This is a genomic window from Algibacter sp. AS12 (genome assembly GCF_046736315.1).
GTDB lineage: Bacteria > Bacteroidota > Bacteroidia > Flavobacteriales > Flavobacteriaceae > Algibacter_B > Algibacter_B amylolyticus.
On the sequence record NZ_CP151841.1, the window covers coordinates 2,021,659 to 2,039,162 of the forward strand.

At 34.1% G+C, this 17,504-nt stretch carries 9 protein-coding genes; all 9 read left to right on the top strand.

Features of this window, described 5'->3' with window-relative positions; all coding sequences use genetic code 11:
- Positions 1-10 precede the first annotated feature (10 nt).
- Positions 11-1,084: a cytochrome c oxidase subunit II gene (locus AAFN75_RS08320; RefSeq protein ID WP_411809117.1), complete on the top strand. Its 1,074-nt coding sequence runs from the start codon at positions 11-13 to the stop codon at positions 1,082-1,084.
- Between the two features lie 28 nt (positions 1,085-1,112).
- A complete protein-coding gene (locus tag AAFN75_RS08325) occupies positions 1,113-2,906 on the top strand; it encodes a cbb3-type cytochrome c oxidase subunit I (protein ID WP_144115107.1) in 1,794 nt (597 codons plus the stop codon).
- Positions 2,907-3,134: 228 nt separating this feature from the next.
- A complete protein-coding gene (locus AAFN75_RS08330; RefSeq protein ID WP_411809118.1) occupies positions 3,135-8,324 on the top strand; it encodes a gliding motility-associated C-terminal domain-containing protein in 5,190 nt (1,729 codons plus the stop codon).
- Between the two features lie 27 nt (positions 8,325-8,351).
- Positions 8,352-9,308 (top strand): type IX secretion system membrane protein PorP/SprF, encoded by a 957-nt coding sequence (locus AAFN75_RS08335; RefSeq protein ID WP_411809119.1) that lies wholly within the window; start codon positions 8,352-8,354, stop codon positions 9,306-9,308.
- Between the two features lie 19 nt (positions 9,309-9,327).
- The gene (locus tag AAFN75_RS08340; RefSeq protein ID WP_411809120.1) at positions 9,328-11,214 is read left to right on the top strand and encodes an OmpA family protein; all 1,887 of its coding nucleotides are present in this window, start codon (positions 9,328-9,330) and stop codon (positions 11,212-11,214) included.
- A 189-nt stretch (positions 11,215-11,403) separates the two neighbouring features.
- Positions 11,404-13,059 (top strand): FG-GAP-like repeat-containing protein, encoded by a 1,656-nt coding sequence (locus tag AAFN75_RS08345; protein ID WP_411809121.1) that lies wholly within the window; start codon positions 11,404-11,406, stop codon positions 13,057-13,059.
- 430 nt (positions 13,060-13,489) lie between these two features.
- Entirely contained in the window at positions 13,490-14,512 is a 1,023-nt protein-coding gene (gene ruvB / locus AAFN75_RS08350; protein WP_411809122.1) for a Holliday junction branch migration DNA helicase RuvB, read from the top strand.
- Between the two features lie 181 nt (positions 14,513-14,693).
- Positions 14,694-16,034 (top strand): cytochrome-c peroxidase, encoded by a 1,341-nt coding sequence (locus AAFN75_RS08355; protein ID WP_411809123.1) that lies wholly within the window; start codon positions 14,694-14,696, stop codon positions 16,032-16,034.
- Positions 16,035-16,167: 133 nt separating this feature from the next.
- Positions 16,168-17,502: a cytochrome P450 gene (locus tag AAFN75_RS08360; RefSeq protein WP_411809124.1), complete on the top strand. Its 1,335-nt coding sequence runs from the start codon at positions 16,168-16,170 to the stop codon at positions 17,500-17,502.
- Positions 17,503-17,504 lie beyond the last annotated feature (2 nt).

Consider the following 17,504-nt stretch of genomic DNA (forward strand, 5'->3'; position numbering starts at 1 on the left):
AACGATACCAATGACTGCTTTATTAACAATTATAGTTTTAGTATTTATTTTAGTTGCCATTTGGCAAATGGTAAAGATTTTTGATTTAGCTCAGGCTAAAAACGAAAGTACAATTGCCGGAGTTGCAACCGATAAGGATAATACATTGAATGGGTATTTAATGATGGGCTTTTTAGCGTTCATTTATATTATTACCATTGTATGTTTTGTTAAATGGGGTGATTTACCTTTAATGTCGAATTCTGCTTCGGAACATGGACCAACTATCGATAATTTGATGGTTATTTCTATGACACTTATTTTTGTGGTGCAGACTTTAACTCAATTCTTATTACACTATTTCGCATTTAAATATAAAGGTGAAAAGGGTAAAAAAGCTTTGTTTTTTGCCGATAATAATAAATTAGAGGCTATTTGGACTATAATTCCTGTAATTGTTTTAGCAGGTTTAATTATATATGGTTTAAGCACATGGATAAATATTATGGGTGTAGACGAAAGTGATGACCCATTAGTGGTTGAACTTTATGCACAACAATTTAACTGGAAAGCTAGATATGCTGGTGCCGATAATACCTTAGGTAAAGCGAATGTTCGTTTAATTGATATTGATCGTGCTAATATTTTAGGTTTAGATGAATCTGATCCTAATGCTCAAGATGATATTATTACTACAGAGTTACATTTACCTGTAGGCCGACCAGTGTTATTTAAAATGCGTTCTCAAGATGTTTTACATTCAGCGTATATGCCTCACTTTAGAGCGCAAATGAACTGTGTACCTGGTATGATTACTCAATTTGGATTTACGCCAACAGTAACTACGGCAGATATGCGTCAAACACCGCAAATGGTTGAAAAAGTTCAAAATATTAACAACATTAGAGTTGAAAATAGTAAAGAGCTTGTAGCTAAAGGTGAAGATGCTTTAGAGCGTTATGAGTTTGATTACTTATTACTTTGTAACAAAATTTGTGGTAAATCTCACTACAATATGCAAATGAAGATAATAGTTGAAACTCAAGAAGAATATGACGCTTGGATTGCAGAACAAAAGGAATTCAAGAACTCTCTAGTTAATTAATTAAAAAAGATAAACACGATATAAGATTATGTCAGCACACGCAGATAACCACGCTCACGACGACGATCACGGACATCATCATAAAGAAACGTTTGTAACTAAATATATATTTAGTCAAGACCATAAAATGATTGCTAAGCAGTACCTAGTTACAGGTACTATTATGGGGGTTATTGGGGTTTTAATGTCTATGATGTTTCGTATGCAAATTGCATGGCCAGAAGAGCCAAACGTATTGTTTGAAGCATTATTAGGTAAATGGGCTCCCGATGGAGTTATGGATGCCGATATTTATTTAGCATTGGTTACTATACATGGTACCATCATGGTATTTTTCGTATTAACAGCAGGATTAAGTGGTACTTTTAGTAACCTATTAATTCCATTGCAAATTGGTGCTCGAGATATGGCGTCTGGTTTTTTAAACATGGTATCTTATTGGTTATTCTTTTTATCATGTATTATAATGGTATCTTCATTATTTGTTGAAGCAGGACCAGCAGCAGCAGGTTGGACTATTTATCCGCCATTAAGTGCTTTACCAATGGCCCAAGGTGGTTCTGGTATGGGTATGACTTTATGGTTAGTATCTATGGCTATATTTATTGCTTCTTCTTTATTAGGATCATTAAACTATGTAGTTACTGTGATAAACTTGCGTACAAAAGGAATGTCTATGACAAGATTACCTTTAACAATATGGGCATTTTTTGTAACTGCTATTATTGGTATAGTTTCGTTTCCAGTTTTATTATCAGCAGCTTTATTGTTAATAATGGATAGAAGTTTTGGAACATCATTTTTCCTATCGGATATATTTATTCAAGGTGAAGTTTTACATTATCAAGGTGGATCGCCAGTTTTATTCGAACACTTATTTTGGTTCTTAGGTCACCCTGAGGTATATATTGTAATCTTACCTGCAATGGGTCTGGTTTCAGAAATTATGGCGTCTAACTCACGTAAACCTATTTTTGGTTACCGTGCTATGATTGCTTCAATATTAGCTATTGCTTTCCTTTCAACTATTGTTTGGGGTCACCATATGTTTATTTCGGGTATGAATCCTTTCTTAGGTTCTGTATTTACATTTACAACATTATTAATTGCCATTCCTTCTGCTGTAAAAGCATTTAACTGGATAACGACACTATGGAAAGGTAATTTGCAAATGAATCCTGCCATGTTATTCTCAATTGGTTTTGTATCGACATTTATAACAGGTGGTTTAACAGGTATTATTTTAGGAGATAGTGCATTAGATATTAATGTGCATGATACATATTTTGTAGTGGCTCACTTCCACTTAGTAATGGGTATATCTGCTTTATACGGTATGTTTGCTGGTATTTATCACTGGTATCCTAAAATGTATGGTCGTATGCTAAATAAAAATTTAGGATACATTCACTTTTGGATTACTGCAGTATGTGCTTATGGCGTATTTTTCCCAATGCACTTTATAGGTATGGCAGGTTTACCACGTCGTTATTATACAAATAGTAACTTCCCTTTATTCGATGATTTAGCTAACGTAAATGTTATCATAACAATCTTTGCATTAGTTGGTGGAGTTGTTCAAATCATATACTTGTATAACTTCTTTATCAGCATGTACTACGGTAAAAAAGCAGTACAGAATCCATGGAAATCTACTACTTTAGAGTGGACAACACCTGTAGAGCATATTCATGGTAACTGGCCAGGAGATATTCCTCATGTATATCGTTGGGCTTACGATTATAGTAAACCAGGACATGATGTAGACTTTGTTCCTCAAAATATTCCTTTAAAGGATGGTGAGGAAGAATTGCAGCACTAAGACAATAAAACATAGTTTATTATATAAAAACCCACCTTTTTAAGGTGGGTTTTCTTTTGAATTGACTTTTTTTTACAGAAAAGTAAAATTTATTGTAAAAATTCGACGAAATACAAAAAAATCTGTTAAATTGCACGATATTGTAGATGTGACATTAATCTGTTTCTTACAGTGATGTTAATATATTTATAACGATTGTATTGTTTATTCGATTTTAAATTTCAAACTATGAAAACCAAACCTACTCCAAAAATTACGCTTTCTTATGCGTTATTTTTCTTGTTGTTATTTGGGATGTCTTATTCAGGATTTTCTCAATGCCCGACAGTTACTAACCCCTCACCACCTCCTATTTGTGATGCCGCTGGTTATTCTTTCGGTGATTTAAATGCTAACGCCTCCGATGGTGGTGATGGTATTGTATGGTACGATTCACCTACCGGTGGAAATGCCTTTAATGTTAACGAACTAGTAGATGAAGGAATTTACTATGCCGATAACCTCTCTGGTGATTGTGCTAGCAGATTACCAATAACTATAGATTTTGTTGTTAATGCTTCAGGGCAAAACTTAGATCGTGTTTATTGTAGTAACGAGAGCGCAAGCTATCAAGTGTATGTTGACGATGTTTTAAGTGCTAGTATTCCTGCTGGTGGATCTGTAGAGATTTATTCGGATTTTGCTTTAACCAATAGTGTTAATTTTAGTGATGCGATACCAAGTAGTATGGTAAACCATTATATATTATTTGTTGATGGTAGCGGTTGTAAAAGTCAAATAGAAAGTGCTAGAATAGTTGTTAGTGGTTCTCCTAGTGAAGCTACTCCACCTACTAGCCAACCTTTCTGTTCTGATGCAAATGCTACTATTGCCGATTTAGACGCGGGAACGACAGGTAACTTCTACTGGTATAAAAATTTAGATGGTTCTGGAGATCCTATTGCACCTTCGTTATCTTCAACTGAGGTTTTGGAAAACGGAACTTATTACATACAAGTTGATAATTTTATTTGTGTTAGCGATCCTGTAGCTGTGACTGTGGCTATTGATGATCAAGTTAATCCTGGAATATCTAGTAGTTTAGCATATTGTAATGATAGCTTACCGGTAGCAGATTTTAATTTATTTGATGAATTGGGTGGGGCTAAGGACACGACAGGTTCATGGTCTGGACCACAAGCAACATCTAATGGACATTTAGGAACCATTAATATTTCTGGCTTAACTACACCTGGCGATTATATATTCATTTATACAGTACCAAGTAATGGTGTTTGTCCTGATGGCGTATCGGAAGTGACCATTTCGGTTTACGAATCTTTAAGTTCTGGTAATGCTTCAACAGCAAACCCAGCTTCATTTTGTATAGCAGATTTACCTTCAGAATTCGATTTGTTTTCATTAGTAGAAAATCATGATTTAGGTGGGCAATGGACGGTAGGAACTGCAAGTACAGACCCTGTAGTAACCTCTCTAGTAGATTTATCTGAGTTAACAGCAGGAACATATAATTATACATATACTCAAAATGTATCTCCAAACCCGTGTCCAGAAAATTCTACAACTGTACAAATTGTTGTATTAGAGGATCCGAATGCAGGAGTTGCTTTAAACGCTGTGTTTTGTGAAAATGATTTAACGACAAATTCACCATATAATTTATTTGATGCTTTAGATGGTTCGCAAGATAATAATAGTGGTACTTGGGCGGATTCTAATAGTAATACAATTTCAAACAGTTTAGATATTACTTCTTTAACTGTAGAAGGAAGTCCTTATTCTTTTAATTATACTATAGATAATGGTACATGTTCTGATACTGAAATTATTACAATTACTATCGAACCTGCTCCAGAATCTGGAACGGTAAATCCAGCAGCAATGTTTTGTGAAGGTACCGGTTCTACAAATTTCGATTTATTTACTTTATTAGAAGGTGAAGATCAAACAGGAACATGGAGTGATGATGATGGAACAGGAGTTGTAATAGGTAATGAGGTAGATTTATCTGGATTAACCCCAGCAACCTATAACTTTACCTTCGATGTTGATGCCATAGGAAGTTGTGATGATGAGTTGGTAACAGTTCAAATAACCATCAACGCATTACCAGAAACAGGAACACCAATGCCAGCTACATTTTGTGAAAATGATTTAGTAGCAAATTCACCTTTAGATTTATTCGGACAATTAACCGGAGAAGATGCAGGTGGAACATGGACAGACGATAATGCTTCTGGCGCTTTAGCTGCAAGTAATGTAGATTTAACAGCATTGGCAATTGGTAGTTATAACTTTACTTATACTATAACAGATGGAAACAGCTGTGAAAACAGTTCAACGGTAACAGTAATTGTAACTGATGCTCCAGAATCTGGAACCGTAAATCCAGCAGCAATGTTTTGTGAAGGTACCGGTTCTACAAATTTCGATTTATTTACTTTATTAGAAGGTGAAGATCAAACAGGAACATGGAGTGATGATGATGGAACAGGAGTTGTAATAGGTAATGAGGTAGATTTATCTGGATTAACCCCAGCAACCTATAACTTTACCTTCGATGTTGATGCCATAGGAAGTTGTGATGATGAGTTGGTAACAGTTCAAATAACCATCAACGCATTACCAGAAACAGGAACACCAATGCCAGCTACATTTTGTGAAAATGATTTAGTAGCAAATTCACCTTTAGATTTATTCGGACAATTAACCGGAGAAGATGCAGGTGGAACATGGACAGACGATAATGCTTCTGGCGCTTTAAAATCAAGCAATGTAGATTTAACAGCATTGGCAATTGGTAGTTATAACTTTACTTATACTATAACAGATGCAAATAGCTGTGAAAACAGTTCAACGGTAACAGTAATTGTAACCGATGCTCCAGAATCAGGAACGGTAAACCCAGCAGCAGCGTTTTGTGAAGGTACAGGATCTTCAAGTTTCGATTTATTTACCTTATTAGAAGGAGAAGACCAAACAGGAACATGGAGTGATGATGATGCAACAGGAGTTGTAACAGGAAATATAGTTGACTTATCAGGATTAACACCAGCAACCTATAACTTTACATTCGATGTAGATGCTATAGGAAGTTGTGATGATGAGTTGGTAACAGTTCAAATAACAATCAACCCATTACCAGAAACAGGAACACCAATGCCAGCTACATTTTGTGAAAATGATTTAGTAGCAAATTCACCTTTAGATTTATTCGGACAATTAACCGGAGAAGATGCAGGCGGAACATGGACAGACGATAATGCTTCTGGCGCTTTAACTTCAAGCAATGCAGATTTAACAGCATTAGCTATTGGTAGTTATAACTTTACTTATACTATAACAGATGCAAACAACTGTGAAAACAGTTCAACGGTAACAGTAATTGTAACCGATGCTCCGGAATCTGGAACCGTAAATACACCAGTAGAATTTTGTATTTCAGAAATTACTTCAGGGCAAACCTATAATTTATTTGACTTATTAGAAGGCGAAGATCAAACAGGGACATGGGCAGATGATAGTGCTTCGGGCGCTTTAAGCGGAAACGAAGTAACATTAGATGGACTTGCTGCTGGTACCTATAAATTTACTTTTGATGTTGATGCAATTGGAAGTTGTGATGATGAGTTAGTTACTGTAAGTATTATTATTAATACTATTGAAGCTCCTACGGCAGATGCTATTCAAGAATTTTGTGATAGCGCTACAGTAGCTAGTCTAGTGGCTACGGGTACAAACATTAAATGGTATGATGCAGCTACAGCGGGTAACCTTTTAGCTAATGATACTGCTTTAATAGACGGACAAATGTACTATGCGAGTCAAACCGATGCTACAACAGGATGTGAGTCTACAATTAGAACAGCAGTAACAGCAACCATCTATCAGTCACCAAACGCAGGCGCTGCAAATGCAACGGCAATTATATCTTGTAACGATAATACAAGTATTGATTTATTTACAGGATTAGATGGCACTCAAGATACTACAGGGACTTGGCAAAATGATGATAGTGCTGGTACTATAACTGGTAATACCTTAGATGTTACAGGTGTTTCTGCAGGTACATACAATTATACGTATTTAGTAAGCGCTTCTTCTCCTTGTGTAGATGATAGTGTAACAATAACTATTACTATTGAAAAGCCTTTAAATGCGGGTTCAAACACAAACATTCAGCAGGTTATGTGTAGTAATGAAGGAACAGTCGATTTATTTACGCTTTTAGGTGGTGCCGATACAGGCGGAACATGGTCTCCAGCATTAACAAGCGGAACAGGTGTTTTTGATCCTTTAGTTGATGTAGATGGCACTTTTATTTACACCCTTACTAACAGTTGTGGTACGTTTACAAATCAAGTTGAAGTAGAAGTAACCTTAGCTCCAAATGCAGGAGAAAACAATACTCTAGATATCTGTACTAGTTCTGATTCTATCGATTTATTTACTTTATTAGGAACAGGTGCACAAAGCGGCGGTGTATGGTCACCAGAACTAACAAGTACTACAGGTATTTTTGATCCTGCTGTAGATACTTCTGGCACATATATTTATACTGTAACAGCGGTTATACCATGTTCTCCAGATGCTACAGCAGAAATAGTAGTAACAGTTACTGATACGCCGGCAGTTAATGTTCTAGATCCAAATCCAGAATTCTGTTTGGAAGACAATCCAACAGTTGCAGATTTATTTGCTAGTATTAGCACAACAGGAACGGCTAATTGGTATGATGATATGGCACTTACGATTCCATTACAAGATACAGATAGCTTAGTCGATGGCGAAGATTATTATGTAACACAAACAAGCAATGATTGTGAGTCTTTAGGTGTCGAGCAAATTAATGTAACCATTAACGACGCACCTACACCAACTTTAAAGGATTCAACTTTAGAATATTGTATAAATGATAATCCTACTATTAATACACTATCGGATAATATTACAGAGTATGACAATACAGATGATAATCTAAGATGGTATGATGCCGCAACAGGCGGATCAGCAATTTCAAATAACTCATCCTTAACTAATACTACATATTATGTTGCGTTAGTAGATGCTGCAACCGGATGTGAAAGTAGTGTGCGTTTACAGGTAACACCAGATTTAACGGCTTGTGGTAAACTTCAAATTCCAGATGGGTTCTCTCCTAATGGGGATGGCACTAACGATACTTTCGATATCGATAACTTAGCTATTCTATATCCTAATTTCGAAATAGAAATTTTTAACCGAAACGGAAACGTGGTTTATAAAGGAAACGCTAATTCACCAAGATTCGACGGTACGTCTAATCAAGGTAGAGTCGTATCAAAAGGTGATTTACCAGTAGGTGTGTATTTCTACATTTTCAATTATAACGATGGTGAAAATAAACCAGAACAAGGACGTTTATACTTAAGCAGATAATTTATACAAAAAGCAAAATTTAAGAACATGAAACATTTAAATATATATCATAGAATAGCTGCTTTGTTAAGTATAATTATACTGTCTTTTCAAGGTAACGCACAACAAGATCCTCAGTTTACACATTACATGTATAACATGAGTGTTATTAATCCTGCCTATGCTACAGCAGAAGAAGGGATTTTAAATTTAGGAGGATTGTACCGAACACAATGGGTAGGACTAGAAGGCGCTCCAAAAACAGGAAGCTTTTTTGCCCACACACCTATAAACGATAAAATAGAGATGGGAATCTCTTTCACCAACGATAATATTGGCGATGTCGTAAACGAAAATAACATTTATGCAGATGTAGCGTATGTGTTACCGGTAGGATTAGAAAGTAAATTATCATTTGGTGTAAAAGCCGGTGTAACGCTTTTTGATACGAATTTTAACGGCTTTCAATTACAGTCTGGAGGATCAAGTTCCGATGAGGCATTCGATGAAAACATTAGTAAAGCCTTTCCCAATCTAGGTATTGGAGCTTTCTTTTTTACCGATTCTTATTATTTAGGTTTATCGGCACCAAATATGCTTTCAACAAAACACTTAGAAAATGAAAATGGTATTGCAGCTACAGGTGTTCAAAATGTACACTACTTTTTAACCGGTGGATATGTTTTCGATCTTAATAAAGATTTAAAACTAAAACCAGCATTTATGGCTAGAGGCGTAAAAGGCGCTCCAATGGCTATTGATGTTACGGCTAATGTGTTAATTAACGAAAAATTAGAGGCTGGTTTAGGATATCGTTTAGGCGATGCTATGAGTGCTCTAGTAAATTTCAGAATTACACCAGAGCTTAAAGTAGGGTATGCTTACGATTATACAACGTCTAATCTAGGAGACTTTAATTCTGGATCTCACGAAATATTCATTTTGTTTGATGTTGATTTATTCGGATTTAAAAGCGGATACGATCGTTCACCAAGATTCTTCTAACATTTAATACTAGGAAAACATGAAAAAATATACATACATACTTGCAGGCCTTTTATTAGTTAGTGGACTGGCTCATGCGCAAAAGAAAAATTTAAAGCGCGTTAATAAGCTTTTTGAAATGAGAGCTTACAAAGACGCTGCCGAAATTTATGAAACCAAAGAGCGTAATCAAACAGTACTTCAAAATTTAGCAGATAGTTATTATTACAATACAAGTTTGCAAAAGGCTGTTAAAACATACAGAGAATTATTTGTTGAATATGGCGATTCTATTGATATTGATTATCATTTTAGATTTGCACAAGCCTTAAAAGGTGTTAAGGAATACAAAGAAGCAGATAAGCACTTAAAAATGTATTATAATAAGCCTATTAATACCTTAGCCCTTATTGAGCAAACCGATAAAACAACACCGCATAACTTCAAATTGAAGCAAATTGAAAATAAAAATTCAAGTAGCGATTTTGGATTATCTTTTTACGGCGATAATAAAGTAGCATTTGCTTCTGGCCGTAACTCAGAAAACCCGAATTATACATGGAATAATATACCTTATTTAGATATTTATAGTGCTACGTTAACGAATCAGAATGTTTTAGAAGATATTCAACCATTTTCGGAAGCTATTAATACAAGTTCGCACGAAAGTAGCCCTGTTTTTACTAAAGATGGTAAAACGATGTATTTTAATAGAACCAATACTACACGTAAAAAAACGGATGAAGAGCGTATTGCACACATTAAAATTTATAGAGCAGAATTAGTAAATGGAGAATGGACTAATGTTACTCCATTACCATTTACATCAAACTCATATAGTACAGAGCATCCTGCTTTAAGTAAAGATGAAAAAACACTTTATTTTGCTAGTGATATGCCAGGTACTTACGGTAGTTTCGATATTTATAAAGTAGCCATTAATGATGATGGAACTTACGGAGAACCAGAAAATTTAGGAGATACTATAAATACGAAACACAGAGAACAGTTTCCTTTTATTAGCGAGTTTAATGTGCTGTATTTTTCTTCTATTGGTCATTTAGGTTTTGGTGGTCTAGATGTGTTTAGAAGTAACTTAGTTAATGATACATTCGATAAACCAGTAAACTTAGGGAGTTCTATAAATAGTAATTTAGACGACTTTGCTTATGTTATTAGAGAAAAAGATAACAAAGGTTATGTGTCTTCAAATAAATCAGGATACGATAGAGTATTTGGCTTTTCAAGAGTAGAAAACCCATTAACTAAATATCAAGTTGAAGGTGTTGTGCAAGATTTAAACAGCAAAGCATTACTTAAAGGTGCATTGGTAACTTTATTTGATGAATCTGATACGGTTATTCAAGATGCTATTGTTGGAGATGATGCTTATTATATCTTTAAAATAGAACCAAATAAAAAGTATAAAGTGCGCGGTACGCAAAAAGCCTATATTCCTCAGGATGTTGAGTTCTCAACAGATAGTAAAGGTAAAGTACAACACGATATTTACTTAACGTTAGAGTCTTTTGCCGATGCTGAAGAACGTGTTAAGGAAAATAATAAAGGCGATGTTCAAGTTAATTTAGATAAGATTTTCTTCGATTTTGATGCGGCTATAATTCGTGAGGATGCAGCAAATACTTTACAAGTATTAGTAGATTTAATGAAGAAATATCCAAGTATGGAAGTAGAGGTTTCTGCGCATACTGATGCTCGTGGACCAGATGAGTACAATTTAAACTTATCTAAAAAACGTGCAGCTTCAACGCTAGAATATTTAGTAAGCCAAGGTATTGAAAGAAGCCGTTTAAAAAGTATTGGTTATGGTGAAATGCAACCACTTAATGAGTGTGTTAAAGAAGGCATTTGCGACGATAGAGAATATGATATTAACAGGCGTTGTGAATTTACAATTTTGAAATAATTAAAATACTAACCTAAATCCTTAAAAGCCTTTCTTTCTAACATACTTAGAACTGAAAGGCTTTTCTTTATTTATACGCTAAATTATCGTTGAAATAATATTTAATTACGATAACGTGTTGTTTTGTTATGAAATAACACATATATTTGATAATAATAAGCCTACATGTTAATCAAAGACTACCCAACAATGAAAAAAATTACATTTTTATTACTACTAATAGTATTTCCTTTTTTAATAAATGCACAAAATTACACTGAACTAACAGCAGGAGGAACTTCTCCTTTAAGTTCGGTAGACACTAATTTTGAGATAGGAGATACTAGAACTAGTTTCTCTATAGATTATGATGCTGATGGAGATGACGATATTATATCAATTAATGCTTCTAATAATGCTTGGCATTTATTACGGAATGATGGAACTGGAAGTTTTGCAGTTGAAACGGGTACAACAATAGGTTTATCCATAGCGAATCCCGTGAATTTTATTGTAATGGATTACGATAATGATGGCGATCAAGATATCATTGACCCAGTAAAAGGAGCAGATACACAAGCAGCAATATTTAGGAACGATGGAGGTACATTTGTTGAACTAACAGCAGGAGGAACTTCTCCTTTAAGTTCATTAGATACTAATTTTGAAGTAGGAGGTATTAGTACAAGTTTCTCTATTGACTATGATGTTGATGGAGATGAGGACATTATATCGATTAATTCAGCTATTAGTGCTTGGCATTTATTAAGAAATGATGGAACTGGTAGCTTTATTGTTGAAACAGGTACAACAATAGGGTTATCAATAGCTAATACTGCTAATTTTTTCGTGATGGATTACGATAATGATGGCGACCAAGATATCATTGATCCAGTAAAAGGCACAAATACACAAGCAGCAATATTTAGAAACGATGGTGGTACATTCGTTGAATTAACGGCAGGAGGAACTTCTCCTTTAAGTTCAGTAGATACTAATTTTGAGATAGGGGATACGAGAACAAGTTTCTCTATTGATTATGATGTTGATGGAGATGAGGATATTATATCGATTAACTCTGCAAATACTGCATGGCATTTATTAAGAAATGATGGAAGTGGAAGTTTTGCAGTTGAAACTGGAACAACAATAGGTTTGTCAATAATTAACCCCGAAAACTTTTTTATAATAGACTATGATAATGATGATGATCAAGATATTGTAGATACTCCAAAAGGTATAGATACCGATGCAGCTATATTTAGTAATAATAATGCGCCTCCAACGATTATGTCTAGTATGCCTGTTGATGATTCAACAGGATTTGATTCCTCAGAAAACATTGAAATTATTTTTAATGAAAGTATTAACAAAGGAACTGGAAATATAGAAATAAGAAGAGTAAATGATAATAGTGTGGTAGAAACCATAGACGTAGTTATTACCAATGTTTCTGGGTCTGTGCTTACCATAAACCCAACTAGTAATTTAATTACCGGTGTAGATTTATATATTCATATAGCTCCTGGCGCCATAACTGATGCAGATGGAGAAATACCTGTTTCATTAAATAATAACTCTCAAACTTTAAATTTTACAGCCGAAAATACTCTAAGAGTTGATGATTCGTTATTAAAAAATTCAATAAATATATATCCAAATCCTGTTAATAATAAGTTATTTGTAAACTCAACAAACTTACAAATTCAAGAAGCAGTAATCTATGACGTTTTAGGGAAAGCGATAAGAAATATAGAAGTAAAAGGTATTAATATGATTGATTTTTCTAGTATTAATATTGGATTGTATCTGTTGAAATTGAAAACTAACCAAGGAACATTTACAAAAAGAATTATTAAGGAATAGATTGAAGAATTTAAATAAACAAAAAAAGGCCTTTCCTGTTTTGGAAAGGCCTTTTTTTGTTTAAAAAAAACTGTATATAATAATTTTTAAGATTATTTTGTGATGCGTAAGTTTCCGAGTAAGTCATTTGTTTTGCTTATTTTTATCATGTTAAATTGATAAGGGTATGGTGTATTATATTGCTGCATTAGTTTTGTTTGTGTTAGTTGGTTACATTATCCATAAAATAGCCTTCAATCGGTTTAAAAAATTAAAAGGTAGAAAACCAAATAGAAGAGAGCTTTGGAGTATCTATCACTGGGAGGGTGTTCTAGGTTTAAGTGCTGTATTTGTTCTTGTCCTTGTATATATTTTAAAAGCCTCCAATGTTTTACCCCTTTAAATGTTTTAAAAATCCGATCGATTAATCGGATTATGTCACACTAAAAAAATGAATGAAAACCTAGATCCAACAGACGAAAATTTTTCGCCAGAAGAATTTGATGTAGAAAAAAAATTAAGACCCTTATCCTTTGATGATTTTACGGGTCAGGATCAAGTATTGGAAAATCTTCAAATATTTGTTCAAGCCGCTAATTTAAGAACAGAAGCCTTGGATCATACGTTGTTCCACGGTCCTCCAGGTTTAGGGAAAACAACATTAGCACATATATTAGCTAACGAGCTAGAAGTTGGTATTAAAGTAACTTCTGGTCCAGTTCTGGATAAACCAGGAGATTTAGCAGGGTTACTTACTAATCTCGAAGAACGCGATGTTTTATTTATCGATGAAATCCATAGATTAAGCCCTATAGTTGAAGAATACCTGTATTCGGCCATGGAGGATTATAAAATCGATATCATGATTGAAACAGGCCCAAATGCAAGAACGGTTCAAATAAATTTAAATCCCTTTACTTTAATAGGAGCTACAACTCGATCAGGGCTATTAACTGCGCCCATGCGCGCACGTTTTGGCATTCAAAGCAGATTACAATATTATAAAACCGATTTATTAACCACCATTGTACAACGAAGTGCTACTATTTTAGACGTACCAATTTCAATGGAGGCGGCTATAGAAATTGCAGGGCGTAGTCGTGGTACTCCTCGTATTGCAAATGCATTATTACGTCGTGTTCGCGATTTCGCTCAAATAAAAGGTAATGGAAGTATCGATATTAAAATAGCAAAATATGCTTTAGAGGCATTAAATGTCGACGCCCATGGTTTAGATGAAATGGATAATAAAATATTAACCACTATTATCGAAAAGTTTAAAGGCGGTCCGGTTGGTATTTCTACTATTGCAACTGCAGTAAGCGAAAGTTCAGAAACTATAGAGGAAGTTTACGAGCCGTTTTTAATACAACAAGGTTTCATTATGCGCACACCTAGAGGCAGAGAAGTAACAGAACAAGCATATAAACACCTTGGGAAAATAAAAGGACCCACTCAAGGCGGTTTGTTTTAACTATTAGTGCTGTAAAATGCTTGAAACCTAGATGAAAAGGAGGTTTTTTATAGATGAAATTTGCGTTTTAACGAAATTTTAACAATACAACTATTTTATAGGTTTTTCAGCTAATTTTTGTAAGGTTTTATAGGTTAAGGATATACATTTACCTCGTAAATTGTAACCTCACTTTTTAATTATGAAAAATTTAAAGCTCTATAGTCTCATAGCAATAGTTACCTGTTTTTTAAACTCTTGTGCAACGGACCATGATGATTATATAGAAAGACCTTCTCAGTCTATTCTAGAAGAACGCCTAGATGAATTATTTGGATCTAAAGAATCTTTAATACTTCCAGCTTCAAACGATTATTCAGGTATTCCTAGCGATGCAAAAAACAGTATTACAGAAGCAAAAGTAGCTTTGGGTAAATTTCTTTTTCATGAAACCATGTTAGGAGAAAACCCTACTAAACCAGAAGGTAAGGATACATATTCTTGTGCTAGTTGTCATCATGCAGCAGCCGGATTCCAAAGCGGAATATTGCAAGGTATAGGAGAAGGTGGTTTTGGTTTTGGTGCACATGGTGAAGGACGTATAAAAGCGTCAAACTATGTTGAAACAGAAATAGATGTGCAACCTATACGAAGCCCATCAGTAATAAATAGCGCATACCAAGATGTTATGTTATGGAACGGTCAATTTGGTGGTGTAGGAACTAATGCAGGAACCGAAGCAAATTGGACAGCAGGTACTCCAAAAGAAGTTAATAATTTAGGTTTTGAGGGCGTTGAAACTCAAGCTATAGCTGGTTTAGATGTTCACCGAATGGTAATTAAATCAGACTTTGTAGTTAATACTAAATATAAAGAATTATTTATTGCAGCCTTTCCTGATGTTCCTCAAGAAGAATGTTTTAGTAAGCTATACGCAGGTTTAGCTATTGCTGCTTACGAAAGAACAGTATTATCTAACGAGGCACCCTTCCAAAAATGGTTAAATGGTGATGAATCGGCTATGAGTACTGATGAATTAAAAGGAGCGTTGCTGTTTTTTGACAAAGGACAATGTTATAGCTGCCATTCAGGACCTGGACTTAACGGGATGGAATTTCATGCATTAGGTATGAATGATTTGGCAGGCGAAAATGTTTTGACCGTAATTGATGAGGCTACTAAAAAAGGACGTGGTGGCTTTACGGGTAATAGTAATGATAATTATAAGTTTAAAACACCTCAATTATATAATTTGTTGGATGTTGGATTTTTTGGACATGGTGGTAGTTTAAAATCGGTACGCGATGTAATAAACTATAAAAACAATGCCGTAGCAGAAAATAATGAGGTGCCATTAAGTAATTTATCAGAGCAGTTTGTGCCTTTAAATTTAACAGAAGATGAAATTGATTTACTTACTTTATTTGTTGAAAACTCACTTTACGATCCAAATTTAAAACGTTATCAACCAGAAAGTTTACCTAGTGGAAATTGTGTTATTAATGCAGATTCTCAATCATCTATTGATATGGGCTGTATGTAATTTATATATACCATTATTCTTGTAAAACAAAAACCGAAGCTTATATGCTTCGGTTTTTTTGTTTTTTAGTGGTACATAAAAGCCGTATTTTTAAAGTAAAGAACTACTTTAGGTTTTTTAAGTGAGGTTATAGATGTCAAAATATACATATCCAAATAAAGTGCCTTTTTATAAGTTTTTGTTAAACGCAAATTCTATGGCCCAAAACCCTATTGTTTTTCATAACAAATGGTTTAATGAGGTTGGAGAAACATTTGCTATAAAATCACCATTTTATGGATATGTGGTTTTAACACGCGATGTAAATTTTACAAAACATGTCCTTCAAAAACAGCATAGATCTTATCGTAAATCAAAAATTCAAATCACTTATTTATCTAAATATGTAGGCTATGGCTTGTTAACCTCAAGTGGCGATTATTGGTTAAAACAGCGCCGGTTAATTCAACCAGCATTCCATAAAGAGAAAATTAACGATTTGGTTTCAATCATTAACAATACGATTGAAAAACAAGTCGATAAAATAGAACCAAACAGCTTAGTAGATTTATATCCCATAATGAATGAGCTAGCTTTTAAGGTTGTGGCCAAGTCATTATTTAATTTCTCAGCAGAAAAAGAGGTTTTAGAAAGATTACAATTTATAATTGAAAAACTTCAACTGTTTATTGTGAAAGAATTACGCATGCCTTATAAAAAGCTTTGGTATTATTTAAAGGGAGATATTAGTTATCACATGAAGTTGGTAAAAGAAAGTAGGCGTATTATAAATTCAATAATAGTAGATAGGCGCAAATCAAACGTATCACACAACGATTTATTAGATATGCTTCTGCATGTGCAGTATGAAGATGGCACCACCATGAGTAATCAACAATTAATAGATGAAATTCTAATTTTGTTTGTTGCGGGGCATGAAACTACGGCAAATGCATTAACATTTACTTTAAAATTACTAGCAGAAAACAAGGAGGTGTTGCGTAAAGTGGAAGATGAAATTAATAAAACAAGTCTTAGTAGTTTATCGCCATTGGAAACCATTTCTCAGTTAAATTATACTAAATGTGCTATTGAAGAAAGTTTACGATTGTATCCACCAGCGTGGATAACAGATAGGGTAAATATTGAAGATGATAGTATAGAAGATTATCACTTAAAAAAAGGAACCATGATAGGTATTTCAATCTACGAACTGCATCGTAATAAAAAATACTGGAATAATCCTGAAACTTATATTCCTGAACGTTTTTTAGAGGAAAACAGGAAAGAAATTTTACCCTATTATATGCCATTTGGAGCAGGACCTAGGTTGTGTATTGGCAATGGTTTTGCAATGTATGAAATGATTTTAGCGGTTAAAACCATTGTGAAAAAATTCAATATAACTTCAAATAAGGATAGCATAAAAATAAATCCGTTAATTACATTAAAGCCGGTAGATGTTAAATTAAAATTTAATTTAAAATAAAG

Bases quoted from the DNA above. Each gene is read 5' to 3' on its own strand.
- ruvB (WP_411809122.1), top strand. From the start codon at position 13,490: ATGAATGAAAACCTAGATCCAACAGACGAAAATTTTTCGCCAGAAGAA.
- AAFN75_RS08320 (WP_411809117.1), top strand. From the start codon at position 11: ATGACTGCTTTATTAACAATTATAGTTTTAGTATTTATTTTAGTTGCC.
- AAFN75_RS08330 (WP_411809118.1), top strand. From the start codon at position 3,135: ATGAAAACCAAACCTACTCCAAAAATTACGCTTTCTTATGCGTTATTT.
- AAFN75_RS08335 (WP_411809119.1), top strand. From the start codon at position 8,352: ATGAAACATTTAAATATATATCATAGAATAGCTGCTTTGTTAAGTATA.
- AAFN75_RS08360 (WP_411809124.1), top strand. From the start codon at position 16,168: ATGTCAAAATATACATATCCAAATAAAGTGCCTTTTTATAAGTTTTTG.
- AAFN75_RS08345 (WP_411809121.1), top strand. From the start codon at position 11,404: ATGAAAAAAATTACATTTTTATTACTACTAATAGTATTTCCTTTTTTA.
- AAFN75_RS08340 (WP_411809120.1), top strand. From the start codon at position 9,328: ATGAAAAAATATACATACATACTTGCAGGCCTTTTATTAGTTAGTGGA.
- AAFN75_RS08355 (WP_411809123.1), top strand. From the start codon at position 14,694: ATGAAAAATTTAAAGCTCTATAGTCTCATAGCAATAGTTACCTGTTTT.
- AAFN75_RS08325 (WP_144115107.1), top strand. From the start codon at position 1,113: ATGTCAGCACACGCAGATAACCACGCTCACGACGACGATCACGGACAT.